General features: G+C 74.3%; 12 protein-coding genes and 1 pseudogene. 4 read left to right on the top strand and 9 right to left on the bottom strand.

Features of this window, described 5'->3' with window-relative positions; translation table 11 throughout:
* Window positions 1–691: 691 nt before the first annotated feature.
* The 6 genes from cydC to ACFHW0_RS15420 are packed head-to-tail and all read right to left on the bottom strand — an operon-like array spanning window position 692 to window position 7,973.
* Window positions 692–2,536: a thiol reductant ABC exporter subunit CydC gene (cydC, locus tag ACFHW0_RS15445; RefSeq protein ID WP_416608212.1), complete on the bottom strand. Its 1,845-nt coding sequence runs from the start codon at window positions 2,534–2,536 to the stop codon at window positions 692–694.
* Window positions 2,536–4,257 (bottom strand): ABC transporter ATP-binding protein/permease, encoded by a 1,722-nt coding sequence (locus ACFHW0_RS15440; protein ID WP_416608210.1) that lies wholly within the window; start codon window positions 4,255–4,257, stop codon window positions 2,536–2,538. Before ACFHW0_RS15440 ends, cydC begins: the two co-directional genes overlap by 1 nt.
* A complete protein-coding gene (locus tag ACFHW0_RS15435; RefSeq protein WP_416608208.1) occupies window positions 4,254–5,051 on the bottom strand; it encodes an ABC transporter ATP-binding protein in 798 nt (265 codons plus the stop codon). Before ACFHW0_RS15435 ends, ACFHW0_RS15440 begins: the two co-directional genes overlap by 4 nt.
* Complete coding sequence (locus tag ACFHW0_RS15430) at window positions 5,048–6,022, bottom strand: iron chelate uptake ABC transporter family permease subunit (RefSeq protein ID WP_416608206.1); 975 nt, start codon at window positions 6,020–6,022, stop codon at window positions 5,048–5,050. The genes ACFHW0_RS15435 and ACFHW0_RS15430 overlap by 4 nt, the downstream gene beginning before the upstream one ends.
* Window positions 6,019–6,993: a FecCD family ABC transporter permease gene (locus ACFHW0_RS15425; RefSeq protein ID WP_416608204.1), complete on the bottom strand. Its 975-nt coding sequence runs from the start codon at window positions 6,991–6,993 to the stop codon at window positions 6,019–6,021. Before ACFHW0_RS15425 ends, ACFHW0_RS15430 begins: the two co-directional genes overlap by 4 nt.
* A complete protein-coding gene (locus ACFHW0_RS15420; protein ID WP_416608203.1) occupies window positions 6,990–7,973 on the bottom strand; it encodes an ABC transporter substrate-binding protein in 984 nt (327 codons plus the stop codon). The genes ACFHW0_RS15425 and ACFHW0_RS15420 overlap by 4 nt, the downstream gene beginning before the upstream one ends.
* A gap of 283 nt (window positions 7,974–8,256) precedes the next feature.
* Here ACFHW0_RS15420 and ACFHW0_RS15415 point away from each other — a divergent pair.
* From ACFHW0_RS15415 to ACFHW0_RS15405, 3 genes and pseudogenes are all read left to right on the top strand, one after another.
* Window positions 8,257–9,530 (top strand): annotated as a pseudogene (locus ACFHW0_RS15415) (condensation domain-containing protein); the annotation flags it as partial.
* A gap of 63 nt (window positions 9,531–9,593) precedes the next feature.
* Window positions 9,594–10,577: an AMP-binding protein gene (locus ACFHW0_RS15410; protein ID WP_416608444.1), complete on the top strand. Its 984-nt coding sequence runs from the start codon at window positions 9,594–9,596 to the stop codon at window positions 10,575–10,577.
* On the top strand, window positions 10,520–10,858 hold the full coding sequence (locus tag ACFHW0_RS15405) for a hypothetical protein (RefSeq protein ID WP_416608201.1): 339 nt from the start codon (window positions 10,520–10,522) through the stop codon (window positions 10,856–10,858). The genes ACFHW0_RS15410 and ACFHW0_RS15405 overlap by 58 nt, the downstream gene beginning before the upstream one ends.
* Window positions 10,859–11,047: 189 nt before the next feature.
* Here ACFHW0_RS15405 and ACFHW0_RS15400 read toward each other — a convergent pair whose 3' ends face one another.
* Complete coding sequence (locus ACFHW0_RS15400; RefSeq protein WP_416608199.1) at window positions 11,048–11,830, bottom strand: TioE family transcriptional regulator; 783 nt, start codon at window positions 11,828–11,830, stop codon at window positions 11,048–11,050.
* A gap of 55 nt (window positions 11,831–11,885) precedes the next feature.
* On the opposite strand from ACFHW0_RS15400, the gene ACFHW0_RS15395 reads away from it, so the two are divergent.
* Window positions 11,886–13,154 carry an erythromycin esterase family protein gene (locus ACFHW0_RS15395; protein ID WP_416608197.1) on the top strand — a complete coding sequence of 423 codons (1,269 nt, stop codon included), beginning with the start codon at window positions 11,886–11,888 and terminating at the stop codon, window positions 13,152–13,154.
* Here the strand turns inward: ACFHW0_RS15395 and ACFHW0_RS15390 are convergent.
* A complete protein-coding gene (locus ACFHW0_RS15390) occupies window positions 13,102–13,467 on the bottom strand; it encodes a hypothetical protein (RefSeq protein WP_416608195.1) in 366 nt (121 codons plus the stop codon). The genes ACFHW0_RS15395 and ACFHW0_RS15390 overlap by 53 nt on opposite strands.
* A 91-nt stretch (window positions 13,468–13,558) precedes the next feature.
* Window positions 13,559–14,917, bottom strand: coding sequence for a PHB depolymerase family esterase (locus tag ACFHW0_RS15385; RefSeq protein ID WP_416608193.1), 1,359 nt, complete (start codon window positions 14,915–14,917; stop codon window positions 13,559–13,561).
* Between the last annotated feature and the right edge of the window lie 134 nt (window positions 14,918–15,051).

The following is a 15,051-nucleotide window of genomic DNA, read 5'->3' as shown; positions in this document are numbered from 1 at the left end:
GTTGGCTCAGACAGCGAAGGTGTAGCAGCCGCGGAGGATGCTGACATCGTCGTCGGACGCGGGCCAGGCGATCAGGGGATGGCCGTGCACGTCCAGGTCGGACATGCCGCCAGGTACGCGAGTCGTCCGGTCCGCCGTGGCCGAGATGGGCGATGAGTGTCCCGCCCAGGTTGTATGTGGCGGGCACGGATCGGGTCAGTCCGAGCGTTCGCATGATGGCCTGTTGGTCGCCGCCGCGAACGGCCATCCAGGCGTTGAAGCAGCCGTCGAGCGTGTGCGGCCGGTCGTGCGGCAGTTTGATCCCGATGAGTCGGTGCAGTGCGGCCAGGTCGGCGGAGTCGAGTGCCCGCTCACCACCGAGATGCAGCAAGGCGAGCAGCGCGGCCCGCCGGGCACGCGCGGGACCGCTTCGGCGGATCGCGCGCAACTCAGGCAGCATCGATGCGTCCAGGCTTTGGAAGCCCTTGTTGGTGGCCGCGGTGACCAACTGCGCAAGACTCACGCCGGTCACCCTAGGGTTCACCGATCAGGACATGCAGCACTCGAAACGGAACGCCGGGTGACCGGTTGTCCCGGTGCGCTTCGCACCCGAGACACATGCCCCCGCGACGCCCCGGACCCCAGGGCCTGATCCAGTGCGCGCGGACGCCATCGCCGGCGAACTGGTCGAGAGCTGGAGGCACACACGGGATCACGGCAGCGTCGACTGCGGCGGACGGAGATCGACAGACGATTCCGGCCGGTGGACCGAGAGTCGATCGGCCAACAGGCCGGCCAGGGGTTGCCGGTCGCGCAGATCTTCGAAGGTGCCATCGGCGACGACGCGGCCGGCGTCGAGCATCACGACGCGGTCGGCGCGCATGATCGTGGACTGGCGGTGGGCGATCACCAGGGTCGTCCGCCCGGCGCGGGCGGCGTCGAGGGCGTCGGCCAGGTCACGCTCGGTGCGCGCGTCGAGGTTCGCCACGGCCTCGTCGAGGACGAGGATCGGCGCCTCGGTGAGCAGGGCGCGGGCGACGGCGACCCGGGCCCGCTGGCCACCGGAGAGGGCACCGCCCCGCTCCCCGACGGGGGTCTCCAGCCCGCGCGGCAGTTCGTCGGCGAACGCGCTGACCTGTGCGGTGTCGGCCGCTTGCCGCAGGTCGGTGTCGGTGGTGTCGGGCCGACCCAGGCGGATGTTGTCGGCGATCGACCCGGGGAAGAGATGCACGTCCTGGGGCACGACGGTGACCGTGCGCCGGAGATCGGTGTCGGCGAGGTTCCGCAGGTCGACGCCGCCGGCGGTGATCCGGCCCGCGGTGGGGTCGGCGTAGCGCAACAGCAGGTGGACGCAGGTGGACTTGCCGACGCCGGAGGCGCCGACCAGGGCGACGGTCTCGCCGGGACGGATCGTGAACGAGACGCCCGAGAGCACCGGGCGGCCGGGCAGGTAGCCGAAGTGCACGTCGTCGAAGGCCACCTCACCGCCGGCAGGCGCCGGCAGTGGGGCGGTCGGGGCGGTGACCGGTGCCGGGGCGCGCAGCAAGGTGTCGATGCGGCCAGCTGCGGCGCGGAGGACACCCGCCTGCTTGAGTAGCAGCGCGACCTGGGCCGCCGGGCCGAGCACGGTTCCGGCGAGGACCACCGCGACCGGTGCGAGTGCGGGGTCCAGCCGGCCCGTACCCACACCGTCGGCCACGACCAGCAGCCCGCCGGCGCCGGCCACGGCCAGCAGCGCGTCGACGAGCGCCGTCTCCAGGCCCGCCCGGGCGGCGTTGGCCCGCTGTGCCCGGCCGAGCTGCCGGGTCCGCGCGGCCAGGTGGGCGCGCTGCCGGTCCATCGCCCCGAAGACGGTCAGCTCCCGCAGGCCCTGCACGGTGTCGACGATGTCGGCCGTCATGCTGGCGGTCGCCGCCCGGACGCGCGTGCCGTGCCGGTCGGCGTGGCGACGCAGCAGCCACGGCACCACCGTGATCAGGCCGGCCAGCGGCAGCACCACGGCGGGCAACCAGGGGTCGATCGACGCGGCGAGCAGCGTGCCGGCGGTCAGGACGACGGTGGCGGTCAGCAGCTGCGCGATCGTGTGCGCGAAGAGCCATTCCAGGGTCTCCACGTCGGACAGCGCGACGGTGGTGAGGTCACCGGACCGCCTGCCGGCCAGTCCGCCGGGCGCGATCCGGGCGATCGCGTCGTAGACCCGCAGTCGCAGGTCGGCCAGGACCCGGTAGGCCAGGTCGTGCGAGACGAGCATCTCCCACCAGGTGGCCACGGCGATGACCGCCACCAGCCCGCCGAGCACCGCGGCGACCACGTCGACCGGTGTGGGCTCCCCGGCCACCGCCCGTCCGAGCAGCCACGCGCCGAGGACCGCCGCGCCGGCGATGGCGAGCTGTCCGACGAGGTTCGCCGCCAGGGTCGCCCAGAAGGCCCCGGAGTGCCCCGCGATCGCGGGCAGCAGCCGCCGCAGCGCGCCGGGCTGCCGGTCTTCGGGCCCGGGCTCCGCGGCACGGCCGGTCGACGGGGCGGCCGGGTCGGGTGCGAGGTCCGTCGTGACCATCAGGGCACCTCCTGCGCGGTGACGAGCTCTGCGTAGGCGCAGGTGGTGCGCAGCAGGTCGTCGTGGCTGCCGGTGGCGGTGATCCGGCCGTCGCGCATCAGCGCGATCCGGTCGGCGTGCCGGACGCTGGCGAGCCGATGGGCGATGACCAGGCAGGTGCGCCCGCGCGTGGCGTCGGCCAGCGCCGTCACGATCTCGGCTTCCTGTCGTCTGTCCAGGTGGGAGGTGGCCTCGTCGAGGACGAGCACCGGGGTGTCGGCGAGCAGCGCGCGGGCGATGGCCAGTCGCTGCCGCTGCCCGCCGGAGAAGGTGGTGCCGCGCTCGCCCACGGCTGTCGCGTACCCGTCCGGCAGGGCCGTGATGAAGTCGTGTGCGCCGGCGGCGCGGGCCGCGGCCCGCACGTCGGCGTCGGTGGCGTCCGGGCGGGCCAGGCGCAGGTTCTCCGCCACCGTGCCATGGAAGAGGTACGTCTCCTGCGCGACCACGGTCACCGTCCGGCGCAGCGCGTCCCGCGTGAGGTCGCGCAGGTCGACGCCGTCCACGGTGATCCGGCCGGTGTCCGGGTCGAGGTGCCGCAGCAGCAGGCTGGCCAGGGTCGACTTGCCCGCGCCGGACCGACCGACCACCGCGACGGTCTCGCCGGGGGCCAGCCGCAGCGTCACGTCCCGCACCGCCGGCGACTCCCGGTTGGGGTAGCGGTAGCTGACCGCCTCGATGGCGACTGCCGGGCCCTCGGCGAGACGGGGGACGACGCGGCCGGTGTGTGTCACCGGGGTCGGCGCGGTGAGCAGGTCGGTGATGCCGTCGACGGCGGTGATGCCGAGGTAGCCGGCGTGCCAGTGCGCGCCCAGGTCGCGCACCGGCCGGAAGCACTCCACCGAGACCAGCAGCACCAGGAACGCGGTGGTCGCGTCGGCCCGGCCGCCGCTCGCGGCCACGGCCGCGGCGACGGTCGCCGCGGCGAGCCCGGCCTGGATGAGCAGGGCGCTGATCCCGCTCTCGATCAACGACAGCCGCAGCTGCGTCATGGTGGTGGCGTGCAGGTCGTGGTTGCGCGCCTCGATGCGGTCGCGCATGCGGCCGACCGCCCCGAAGGCCCGCAGGGTCGCGGCGCCCTGGAGGGTGTCGAGGAAGTCGGCGGCGAGCGCGGTGAACGCCGCCCACCGTCCCCGGCCCCGCCGCAGGAGGGTGGCGTCCCACACCCGGGGGACGGTCAGCACCAGCAGCACGGCGGTGCCGAGCAGCGTCGCGGCGACGGGCGCGACGGTGGCCAGCCACCCCACCAGCGCCGTCGGGACGGCCACCGTGACGAGCACCTGCGGGACGTAGCGGCTGTAGTAGGCGTCGAGCCCTTCCACGCCGTCGACCAGCGTGGCCTGGGTGCGTCCGGTGCGCGCCCCGGTCAGCCAGGCCGGGCCCAGCTCGGCCAGCCGCGCCACCAACCGGTCGCGCAGCCGGGCCCGGATCCGGGCGCCCGCCGTGGCGGTCGCGACCTCCCGCCAGTACAGCAGCACGGCCCGGGTCACGATCACGGCGAGCACTCCGGCCAGCAGCGGGGCAATGGCGTCGAGGTCGCGGCGCGACACCGCCGCCAGCGCCGCGGCGAGCAGCAGGGCCTGACCGACGTACGCGGCCGAGACCGCCACGCCGAGCGCCGCGCACCCGGCCACCGGTGCGGCGACGGCGCCGCCGAGTCGCACCAACTCCCGGTGGACGATCACGCCGCCTCCAGCGGGGTGTCCGCCAGCGCCCGGACGGTGCCGGTGTGCGCGTCGGTGACCACCCGGCCGCGTACGCCGAACACGGTGGCGAGCAGCTCCGGGGTGACCACCTCGGTGGGCGGCCCGTCGGCGGCGACCCTGCCCTCAACCAGCGCCACCACCCGGTCGGTGAACCGGGCGGCGTGGTCCAGTTCGTGCAGCACCGCCACCACGGTCAGGCCCCGCTCGGCATGCAGACGGCGCACCAGCGACAGCACCTCCAACTGGTGCCGTACGTCGAGGAAGGTGGTCGGCTCGTCCAGCAGCAGCACCGGGGTCTGCTGCGCGAGCGCGAGCGCGAGGCGGACCCGCTGGCGTTCCCCGCCGCTGAGCGTGTCCACCTCCCGCGCGGCGAGCCCCGCCACGTCCGCCGCGTCGAGTGCGGCGACCGATTCGGCGTCCTCCGGGCGCCACAGCATCCCCAACGGCCCCCGGTGCGGGTAGCGGCCCTGCGCGACGAGTTGCCGCACGGTCATCCCCGGCATCGGCGGTAGCTGTTGGTGCAGCACGGCCACCTGCCGCGCCACGTCCCGTCGGCGCATCGCGTGTGCCGGGCGGCCGCGCAGCAGGACCCGCCCGCTCTGCGGCGGGTCGATGCCGGCGAGCAGCCGCAGCAGGGTCGACTTGCCGCAGCCGTTGCGGCCCACGAGCGCCACGCACTCGCCGGGACGGATGACCAGGGACACCCCGTCGAGCACGACCCGGTCCCGGTACCGGTACCGGACCTCCTCCGCCGCGAACACCGGTTGCGTCATGACACCTCCACGTGAGACGACCTGCGCGCCACGACGACCAGGGCCACCGCCCCGAGCAGCGCGGTCACCGCGCCCGCCGGCACGCCCAGCCGCTGTGCGGCCGATCCGGACTGCACCGTCACCGTCAACACCTGCGCGAGCGCGTCCGCACCCGCGACCGCGCCCGCCCCGACCAGCGCGCCGGCCGGCAACGCCCGGCGCAGGTCCGCCCCGCACATCGCCCGGGCCACGTGGGGCACGACCAGCCCGACGAAGGCCAGCGCGCCGGCCAGCGCGACGGCCCCGGCAGCCAACGCCACCGCCAACGCGAGGCCGACCGCACGGGCCGGGCGGGGCGGCACACCGAGCGCGACGGCGTGCCCGTCACCGGCGGCCAGCACGCCCAGCGGGGCCGAGCACAGCCAGGCCAGCACCAGCGACGCGACCAACCACGGCCACGCGGTCTGCACATGCGCCCAGACCCGGCCGTCGGTCGAGCCGACGAGCCAGCGCATCGCGTTGCCGAACCGGCCCGGCTGGTACGCCAGCAACAGCGTGGTGACCCCGGCCAGCGCCGCCGACCCGAGCAACCCGTAGGCCGCCACCTCCGTCGTCGAGCCGTGCCGCGCCAGCAACCACATCAGCGCGCCACCGAGGGCGCCGCCGGCCAGCGCGGCGAAGAGCGCGCCGGAGGCCGAGTCCGCGGGCACCAGCCCGATCTGGATGCCGGTGAGCACGCCGAGCACCGCGCCCGGACTCACCCCCGTCAGCTCCGGCGCGGCCAGCGGGTTGCGCAGCACGGCCTGCAACAGCAGCCCGGCCGCACCCAGCCCGGCACCGGCGAGCAGCGCGGTGACCAGGCGAGGCAGCCGCAGCTCGACGAGGATCCGCTGCTCCAGGGGGTCCAGCTGCGGCCAGTCCACGCCGTTGCCCACGGCCAGTTCCGCGACGGCCGCCGCGAGCAGCGCCGCGACCGCCCACCACCACCTCACGACGTGCTCCGTCGCGTCAGCATGAGCAACCCGGCGACGATGCCGACGGCCGCCGTCCACGCGCCGAGCGGAGTCTCCGCCGGGGCGAAGACGTGTCGAGCGGCGAGGTCGGCGACCGTGGTGAACAGCGCGCCGATCGCCGCCGCCCAGGGCAGCAGGAGGCGCGCGTCGGCGGCCGGGCGCAGCCGGCGGGCAGCGTGGGGCGCGACGAATCCGATCCACGCGATCGGTCCGCACGGTCCCACCACCACGGCGACCAGGACGGCGGCGAGCCCCAGCACGGCGATCCGGGCCCGGCCCACGTGCAGCCCGACGGCCGCCGCCGCCTCGTCACCGAGGCGCAGCACCCCGAGCGCGGGTAACGCCAGCACGGCCAGCGGCACGCACGCCAGCAACCATGGCAGCGTCAGCCGGGCGTGGTCCCAGGTGATGCCCGTGAGGCTGCCGACCAGGTACCGGAACAGCGTGTCGTACTGCAACCGGTCGGCAGCCGCCAGCACGGCCAGCAGCACCGCCTGCAACGCGGTGGAGACCGCCGCGCCGATCAACAGCACCGCGCCCGGGCCGCGACCCGTGCCGGCAGCAGCCAGACACACCGCACCCCCACACACCGCCCCGACCAGCGCCACCACCGGCTGCAGCACCACCGGGACCGGCAACGCCCAGACCACCGTCACCGCCGCTGCCAGGGCACCGCCGGTGGACACCCCCAACAGTTCCGGCACGGCCAGCGGATTGCGCAGTGCCGCCTGCATCAGCAGTCCCGCCGCCCCGACCGCCGCGCCGCCCAGGAGGGCGAGCAGCAGCCGTGGCATCCGCAGCTCCCACAGCACCACCCGCGCGACGTCCGCCTCTGCGGGCAGGCTCACACCCAGGGTCAACCCGACCGCGACGGCGAGGGCGGCCACCAGCGTCAACGCCGCCGACCAGCGCGGCACCGGCCGGGGCACGGCGACGCCCAGCGCTGTCATGCGGTCGCCTTGGCGACCGCCTCGTCGAGAATCAGCCCCAACGCGCGGGTGCCCCGGCCCGAGGCCCACAGCTCCGCCGGCACCTCGTGCGCCCGGCCCTCCCGCACTGCCGTGATCCGCTTCCACACCGGGTTGGCGGCGTACTGGGCCGACACCGTCCTGGCGTCCGGGCCGAAGGTGAACGACTGGATGAACACGATGTCCGGGTCGCGCGTGAGGATCTCCTCCACGTTGTACGCCTGCGCGGTGTCGAAGCCGCCGCCCTTGCTCGGCCACGGGTAGTCGAACACCTGCGACAGCAGGTGGCCGAGCAGGTCGTCGGAGGTGTTGACCCCGATCGACGTGCCGCCGTACATCGCCAGCGCGGTCGTCCTGTTCAGCCCACGCTCGGTCGAGGTGGCCCGGGCGGCGGCGAGCCGGTCGCGGAACGCGCGCTCGGCCAGCACCTGCTGGGCGCCGCGGTCGGTGAGCGTCGCCACGTCGCGTAGGTAGCGCACCGAGTCCTCGTACGTCTTCACCTCGACCAGCCACAGCGGCGCGAACTTCTCGATCGCCGGGCGAAGCTGGTCGTGCGCTCCGGCGAGACCCATGACGAGGTCCGGCTTCGTGGCGGCGATGGCCGCCACGTCCTCGTTGCCGAACATGCCGGGCAGGGTGGGCACGGCCCTGCCGGCCTCCCCGAGGTAGTCGGGACGGGCGACGAGCTTCGGCGTGGTGGTCGCCGCCGGCGTCAGACCCAGTTCCACCAGCGCGTCGTCGCACAGCCCGGTCAGGCAGACGATCCGGTCCGGCTTCGACTTGAGGCTGACCGTCTGCCCTCGTGCGTCGGTCAGGCTCAACCTGTGGGTCACCGCCTCCACCGGCGGCGCGGAGGGCGCGACGGCGGCAGCGGGCGGTGCCGGTGCGGAGGGACCGGCGCAGCCGGTCAGCGTGACACCGGCGGCGAGCAGGGAGGCCAGAGCAAGACGTAGTCGTGTCACAACCGAGAACTTTCGTCGGGGGCGGGGCAATGCGGTAACGATAACGGTTGTCATAAGCGATTGCGGTTCGGGGTCGGGGCGGCCAGCCGGCCGGATGGCGGCGACCACGGACGGCAGCCCGGGGGCCGGATGGCGGCGGCCACGGACGGCAGCCCCGTGGCCGCCGGGGCGGCGCGGCCCTGCCGGGGCAGCGGCGTGACAGTGGCCTGACAGCGCGACGGAAGTCGGACGTCAGCGCACGCGCCAACACTGGCGACGACCACCGAGGAGGGATCGTCGCCGCATGACGACCACGTCGAGGACGCTCGCGCTGTCCGCCCAACAGGAGCTTGTCTGGCTGCACCAGAGGCTGTCGCCGGACAGCGCCGCGTACCACTTCACGGCGGTCTTTGACCTCGACGGCGTGCTTGACCGGGACGCGCTGCGCCGCAGCCTCGAACGGGTCGTCGGGAGGCACGACGCGTTCCGGCTGGCCGTCTCGGCCGACGAACCCACCCAGCGGATCGCCGACGGCGACGTCCCCGTCCACCTCGACGAACTGGACCTGCGCGACGCCGCCGACCCCGACGCCGGCTTCCAGGACGCCCTGCGACGGCACGCGGCGAAGCCCTACCGGCTCGACGCCGCGCCGTTGGCCCGCTGGCTGCTGGTCACTCTGGCCGAGGACCGGCACCGGCTGGTGCACTGCGAACACCACCTGATCCACGACGGACGGTCGTTCTCGACCTTCGTGTCGGCGCTGTTCACCACGTACCGGGCGATCACCTCCGGGCGGGAGCCGAGCCTTCCGCACGCGCCGGGCTACGCCGACTACGTCCGGCACTGCCAGCGCCCGGCGTACCGCGCCGAGGTCGCCGAGGCCCTGCCCTGGTGGCAGGACGAGCTGGCGGGCACCGACTTCGCCGCGACGTTCCACGGGCTGGCCCACAGCCGGGCGCCCCGCCGGGAGTTCACCGGCGGCCAGCTCCGCCGGTCGCTGCCACCCGATCTGGTCCGGGCCCTGCACGAGCGGGCCGCACGGGACGGGCACACCCCGTTCGCGGTCCTCTACGGCCTCTTCGCCGAACTGCTGCGCGCCACCACGGCCGGGACGACTTCGTGCTCGGCACCGCCGTCGGCAACCGGCCGCCCGCCTTCCGCCACACCATCGGAATGATGGTCAACAGCCTTCCCGTACGGCTCCGCCACGAGCCCGGATGGCGCGGGACGGACCTCGCCGACGCCGCCATGCGGAGCCTGTTCGCCGCCCTGGACCAGCAGGCCGCCCCGGTGCACGAGATCGTCCGCCAGCTCGGCGCCAGCACCGGGCAGCTTGACAATCCGCTGATCCGGGTGATGTTCAGCCAGCACGACAGCGCGCTGCCCCGCTGGACCGTTCCGGGCCTGGACATCGGCGTGACCGAAGGGATCAACCTCCAGTCCGCCCGGTTCGACCTCGACGTCGTCGTCATCCCGGGCCACCGCGCCCTCGGCGACGGTCCCGCCGAGGCGCTGACCACGGTCTGGGACTACTCCACCGAGCGGTTCACCCCCGCGACCGTCACCCTGCTGTCGAACCGGTACGAGCGGCTGCTGCGCGCCTACCTGGCGGCCCCCGACGCGCCCGTGCGGGAACTGCCGATGGACGAGCCACCCGGCCCCGCCGTCGCGGCGAGCGAACGAGGGACCGCCCCGCCGGTCGCGGACCGACTCCGCGCGGCCTTCGCGCGCTTCGCCGACGCGGTCGCGATCCACCACGGATCGAGCGCGCTCAGCTACGCCGACCTCGCCGCCCGGGTCCGGCAGGCCGGCGCGGCGCTGCACGACGCGGGTGCCCGCCCGGGCCACGTGGTCGCCGCGCTCCTGCCCCGGGGTGTGGACGCCGTCGTCTACCTGCCGGCGTGCCTCGACGCCGGCCTGTCGTTCGCGCCGCTGCCGGTCGACACCCCCGACCCGCGCGTCGTGCGGATGGTCGAACGCCTGCGCCCCGCCCTGCTCATCGCCGAACCAGACCGGTGCGCGCGACTCGGCGGGGCTCCGACGACCGTCGTCCCCACCGGCTGGACCAGCTCCGACGCGCCGCCGCCCGCGGCGCGCACCATCGACGCCGCGTACGTCGTCCACACCTCCGGCTCCACCGGGGTGCCCAAGGCGGTCGCGGTCTCCCGGCCGTCGCTCGACGCGGCCGTCGACCGGAGCGTCGAGGCCTTCGCCCTGACCTCCGCCGACCGGACGCTGCAGTTCACCAATCCCGCCTTCGACGTCTTCCTGGAGGAGGTGCTGCCCACCCTCGTGCGGGGCGGCGCACTGGTCGTCCCACGGGTGGACGTCCCGGACGGGGCGGAACTCGCCGCGTTGCTGCTGCTGCGCCGGGTGAGCGTGCTGAACCTCCCCACCCGCCTACCTGGCGTCGGTCGTCGCCGACCTGTCCGCCGGCCTCGCCGACCGCGACCACGCCCTCCGCCGACGTCTACCGGCTCGACGGCGAGGAACCGGCCGAGGTGCGCGCGGCGCGTCGGCACGTGCTCCGCGTCGTCTGGGGCGACACGATCGACTACCTGGCGGCGGTGCGCGCGGACCACGCGTGGGGCTACGACCGGATGTTCCCCGACCGGGTCCGCCTGACGGTCAACCAGCCGAGGCCGGGGCGCTGCGGATTCGCCCCGCTCGGTGGGTCGGTGCTGCTTCCGTGGCACGGCACGGCCGCGGTCACCCGACGCGGCGAGATCTCGGTCGACTTCGCCATCTCGCTGCGCGACCAGGGTTTCGTCCCGGTGTACTCGCCCGTCCTCGGCGACGAGCAGGCGTGGTTCTTCGTGCCGGTCACCAGCACCCTGGCCCGCGGCGACCGGGGCGCGGAGATCGAGCCCGTCCTCCTCGACGCGATCCGGCTGCGGCGCCGGTGACGTGGCCGGAGCGTCGAGTTCTGCGTCCTCGCCGTCGGCGGCGGGATCCCGATCGCCACGGACACCGACTGCACCGCGTTGCTCCGGGGACGGGCCGAGGAAGCGGCGTACGGCGACCGGGCGGCGGATGAGCGGGCCCGAGCGGGACGGTGAGGCGGGCGGCGACCGCTCGACCGACGACGGCGACGGTCAGCGGGAGCCACCTGGCGGCGGGGTCGGATCCGTGGTCGGCGAGGCGCTCGGCTCGTCGCCGGGCGGGGCCGACCGGCAGGTGAGGTAGGCGTCCAGGGCGGCAGCGCCGGTCAGCATGGCGCGGCTCCTGGCGGTGAGGCGGGCGCGCCAGTGGCGCAGCATCGACTCGAGCGGCGCGACGCCTCCGGCGGAGCGGACCTGGGCGATCAGCGGGGCGATCTGCGCCAGCAGGTAGCCGCCCCGTCTGAGCTGGTGGACCAGCCGGGCGTCGCGCACGTCGGCGGCGTGGTAGACCCGGTAGCCCGTCTGCGGGTCGCGGCGCGGCTGGACCAGGCCGGCGCGTTCCCACTTGCGAAGGGTGGCCGGGCGGATGCCGAGCCTCCTCGACAGGGGGCCGACGAACGTGGTGCTCCGTTCCTGCGGTACCGGACCGAGGTCACCGACGGCGGCTTCGGCGGCCTGGAGGGTGCGGCGGTCGTCGAGCAGCTGGGCGTGGCTCTCGTCGATGAGCCGGAGCGCGTCCTCGGTCGCGTCCCGGTTGACCGCCCGCATGATCGCCGTGGCCGTCGCATGCCCGTGTCCGGGCACGAGGGCGAGGAACGCGTGCAGTGCCTGCGCGTGCAGCGGCGTGTAGGTGCGGTAGCCGTGCGGGGTGCGTTCGGCGGCCGGAAGGATGCCGGCCGCCTCGTAGTTCCTGACCGCCTGTGTCGACAGGCCGTGCGCGCGCGCCAGGTCGACCGGCCTGAGCCTGCCGCTGCTTTGAAGGTTCGGCCCCATCATCCTGCTGACGTCGACGAAAAGTTTTCACCGTCGGTTCAACGATACCGTTTAGGGCATGACTGCTGGTATCGCAGAGGCCGCCCATGTCGTCGACGCCGCTGCCGTCACGGGGCTGCTGTCGGCCAGGCCGCGGCTGCTCGCCCTGGGCGAGCCCACCCACGGCGAGGACGTCCTGCTCGACCTGCGGAACGACCTCTTCCGGCAACTTGTCGAGCAGGAGCGTTACCGCACGATCGCCATCGAGAGCGACTGCCTGATGGGCCTGGTCGTGGACGAGCACGTCACCTCGGGCGCCGGTCTCCTCGACGACGTCATGGAGCGCGGGTTCAGCCACGGGTGGGGCGCCTTTGCGGCGAACCGTGAGCTGGTGCGGTGGATGCGCGCGTACAACGACGGCCGGCCCCCGTCGGAGCAACTCCGGTTCGCCGGATTCGACGGCCCGCTGGAGATCACCGGCGCCGCGAGCCCTCGGCAGGCCCTCACCGCGCTCCACGCCTACCTCGCCGCCCGGGTCGACGCCGACCTGCTTCCCTGCGCCGCGCAGACGCTTGACCGCCTGCTCGGCGCCGACGACCGGTGGACCGATCCCGCCGCGATGACGGACCCGTCCCGGTCCGTGGGGCGGACGCCCGACGCCGGACAACTGCGGCTGCTCGCCGACGAACTGGTGGCCCTGCTCGACGCGCAGACGCCACACCTGCTCGCCGTCTCCACCCGGAAGGACTGGCACCGGGCACGCCTGTACGGGCGTACCGCCATCGGCCTGCTGCGCTACCACCACGCGATGGCCGACGTGTCACCGAGCCGCATGGCGCGGCTGCTCGGCGTGCGGGACTCGATGATGGCCGCCAACCTGCTCGCCATCGCCGAACGAGGACCGGCACTGGTGAACGCCCACAACGGCCACCTCCAGCGGAACAGGAGCAGGATGCGGATGGGCGGCGTGCCGGTGGAGTGGTGGAGCGCCGGCGCGATCGTCGACGCGCACCTGGGCGAGGAGTACGCCTTCCTCGCCACCGCCATCGGCACGATCCGCCACCAGGGGGTCGACACCCCGCCGCCGGACACCGTCGAGGGGCTGCTGTACGCGCTGCCCGGCGAGCGTCACCTCGTCGACGCCCGCCGACTGGCCACCGCCCTCGCCGACCGGACGCCCGCTGCCCGGGTGTCGCCCTGGTTCGGATACTCCCCGCTCGACCCGGCCCACGTGGCCCGAACCGACGGGATCCTGTTCGTCAGGGACGTCGAGCGGGCCCAGGCTCCGGCGGGTGTCAGCGGTACAGGAGGCCGCCGGCCAGCAGCGCGCAGCCGAGCCAGCCGGTGAACGCCGCCAGGGTGCCCGTGACCGTCGCCGACCTGATCCGGCCGACGAGGAACCGGTGCGCCAGCAGCGAGATCGCCAGGCTGCCGATGAGCGGCAGCGCGCCGAGCCGCAGCAGGTCCCACACGCCGGGACCGGGGCCGTAGCAGGCCAGCGTCTTCTCCGTGCACAGCTTCACCGGGCCGGGCCTCTCCCGACCCAGACCCACGAACTCCGGGCCGAGGATCCAGGTCGCCGCCGCCACGGGTGCGAGCACGGCGAACGCGTACCAGCCGGCCAGCACGGCAAGGCTCCGTCGGGCCATGGTCCACGGCATCGCGGAAGGATAACAACGAGGGCCCACCTTCGCCGTACGCCACGCGCCGGCTCCTGCGGCCCGGGGCGGCGCCGGCGCCGCCCCGGCCGGTTCAGGCGATCGTGCAGGTGGCGCCGTTGAGGGTGAACGAGGTGGGCCGTCCCGTGTCGCCGGTGTGGGTGGCCTGGAAGCCGACGCTGACCGACGCGCCGGGCGCGATGGTGGCGTTGTAGGAGACGTTGCGGGCGGTCACCGCGCCGCTGGTCGGGGCGTACGTCGCGTTCCAGCCGCTGGTGATGCTCTGGCCGGCGGGCAGCGTGAAGGCCAGCGACCAGCCGTGCACCGTCGTGGTGCCGGTGTTGGTGACGGTGACCGAGGCGGTCAGGCCGGCGTTCCAGGCGTTGACGGTGTAGCCCACCCGGCAGGTGCCCGGCGGGGGTGGGGGAGTGGACGGCGGCGGGGTCGTCGGCGGCGCCGTCGTGGGAGGCGCGGTGGTGGGCGGCGCCGTCGTGGGAGGCGCGGTGGTGGGCGGCGCCGTCGTGGGAGGCGCGGTGGTGTCGAGCCCGAAGAAGCGGATCGCCTGCGCGGCGTCGACCGGCAGGTTGTGCGACACCCCCTGCATGCTGATCGCCTCGACCGGCGCCCGGTCGCCGCTGCCGCCGTAGCGGGTGCGGGTGTAGCCGGCCTGCGGGCTGTCGGTGTACGTCGGCGTCTGGCTCAGCCCGTGCACGTTGGTCCACTGCTTGATCTGCTCGCCGAAGTTCGGGTAGCGCAGCACCTCGTCGTTCGTCCCGTGCCACGTCTGCATCCGGGGCCGGCGCCCGGTGTGGCCCGGATAGGCGTTGCGGACCAGGTCCCCCCACTCCTGGGCGGTCCTGGTGACCTGGCCGTTGGCGCATTCGGTGTTCCACTCGGAGCCGTTCGTGGTGGCGAAGCAGCCGAAGGGGACCCCGGAGAACGCCGCCCCGGCGCTGAACACGTCGGGGTAGAGCCCGAGCAGGACGTTGGTCATCATCGCGCCGGACGAGATGCCGGTAGCGAAGATCCGGTCGGGGTCGACGGCGTACCGCTGCCGGACGTGGTCGACCATCGACTTGATGCCCACCGGGTCGCTGCCGCCGTCACGGCGCAGTGCCTGCGGGGAGGAGACGTCGAAGCACTGGCTGCTGCGGGTCACCGAGGGGTAGACGACGATGTAGCCGTACCGGTCGGCGAGGGCCGCGTACTGGGTGTTGGCGTACATCGCGGGGCCGGTGCCGGTGCAGTAGTGCACCGCGACCAGCAGCCCCGGCCGGGGCGCGACGGAGTCCGGCACGTACAGGTACATGCGCAGGTTGCTCGGGTTGGGGCCGAAGTTCGTCACCTCGGTCAGGGTCGCGGCGGAGGCCGGCGGGGCGACCGCCACCGCCGCCAGCGCGGTCAGCACGGCGGCGGCCAGGGCGGCGCCCAGCAGTCGGAGTCTGGCTCTCATGGATGGTTCCTCTCCTCGGACGGTGGACAGGGCGGGGTTCCGATCGAGGGCTGCCCGGCTGCCCGATCACGTCCGGCTCAGGAGCATCGACAAGTATCTATGGATATGGAAGCTCCCGCAAGCGTCGGCCGCAC

The organism is Micromonospora sp. LOL_025 (genome assembly GCF_048060285.1).
Lineage (GTDB): Bacteria > Actinomycetota > Actinomycetes > Mycobacteriales > Micromonosporaceae > Micromonospora.
This window is presented reverse-complemented; position numbering and strand designations above follow the sequence as displayed.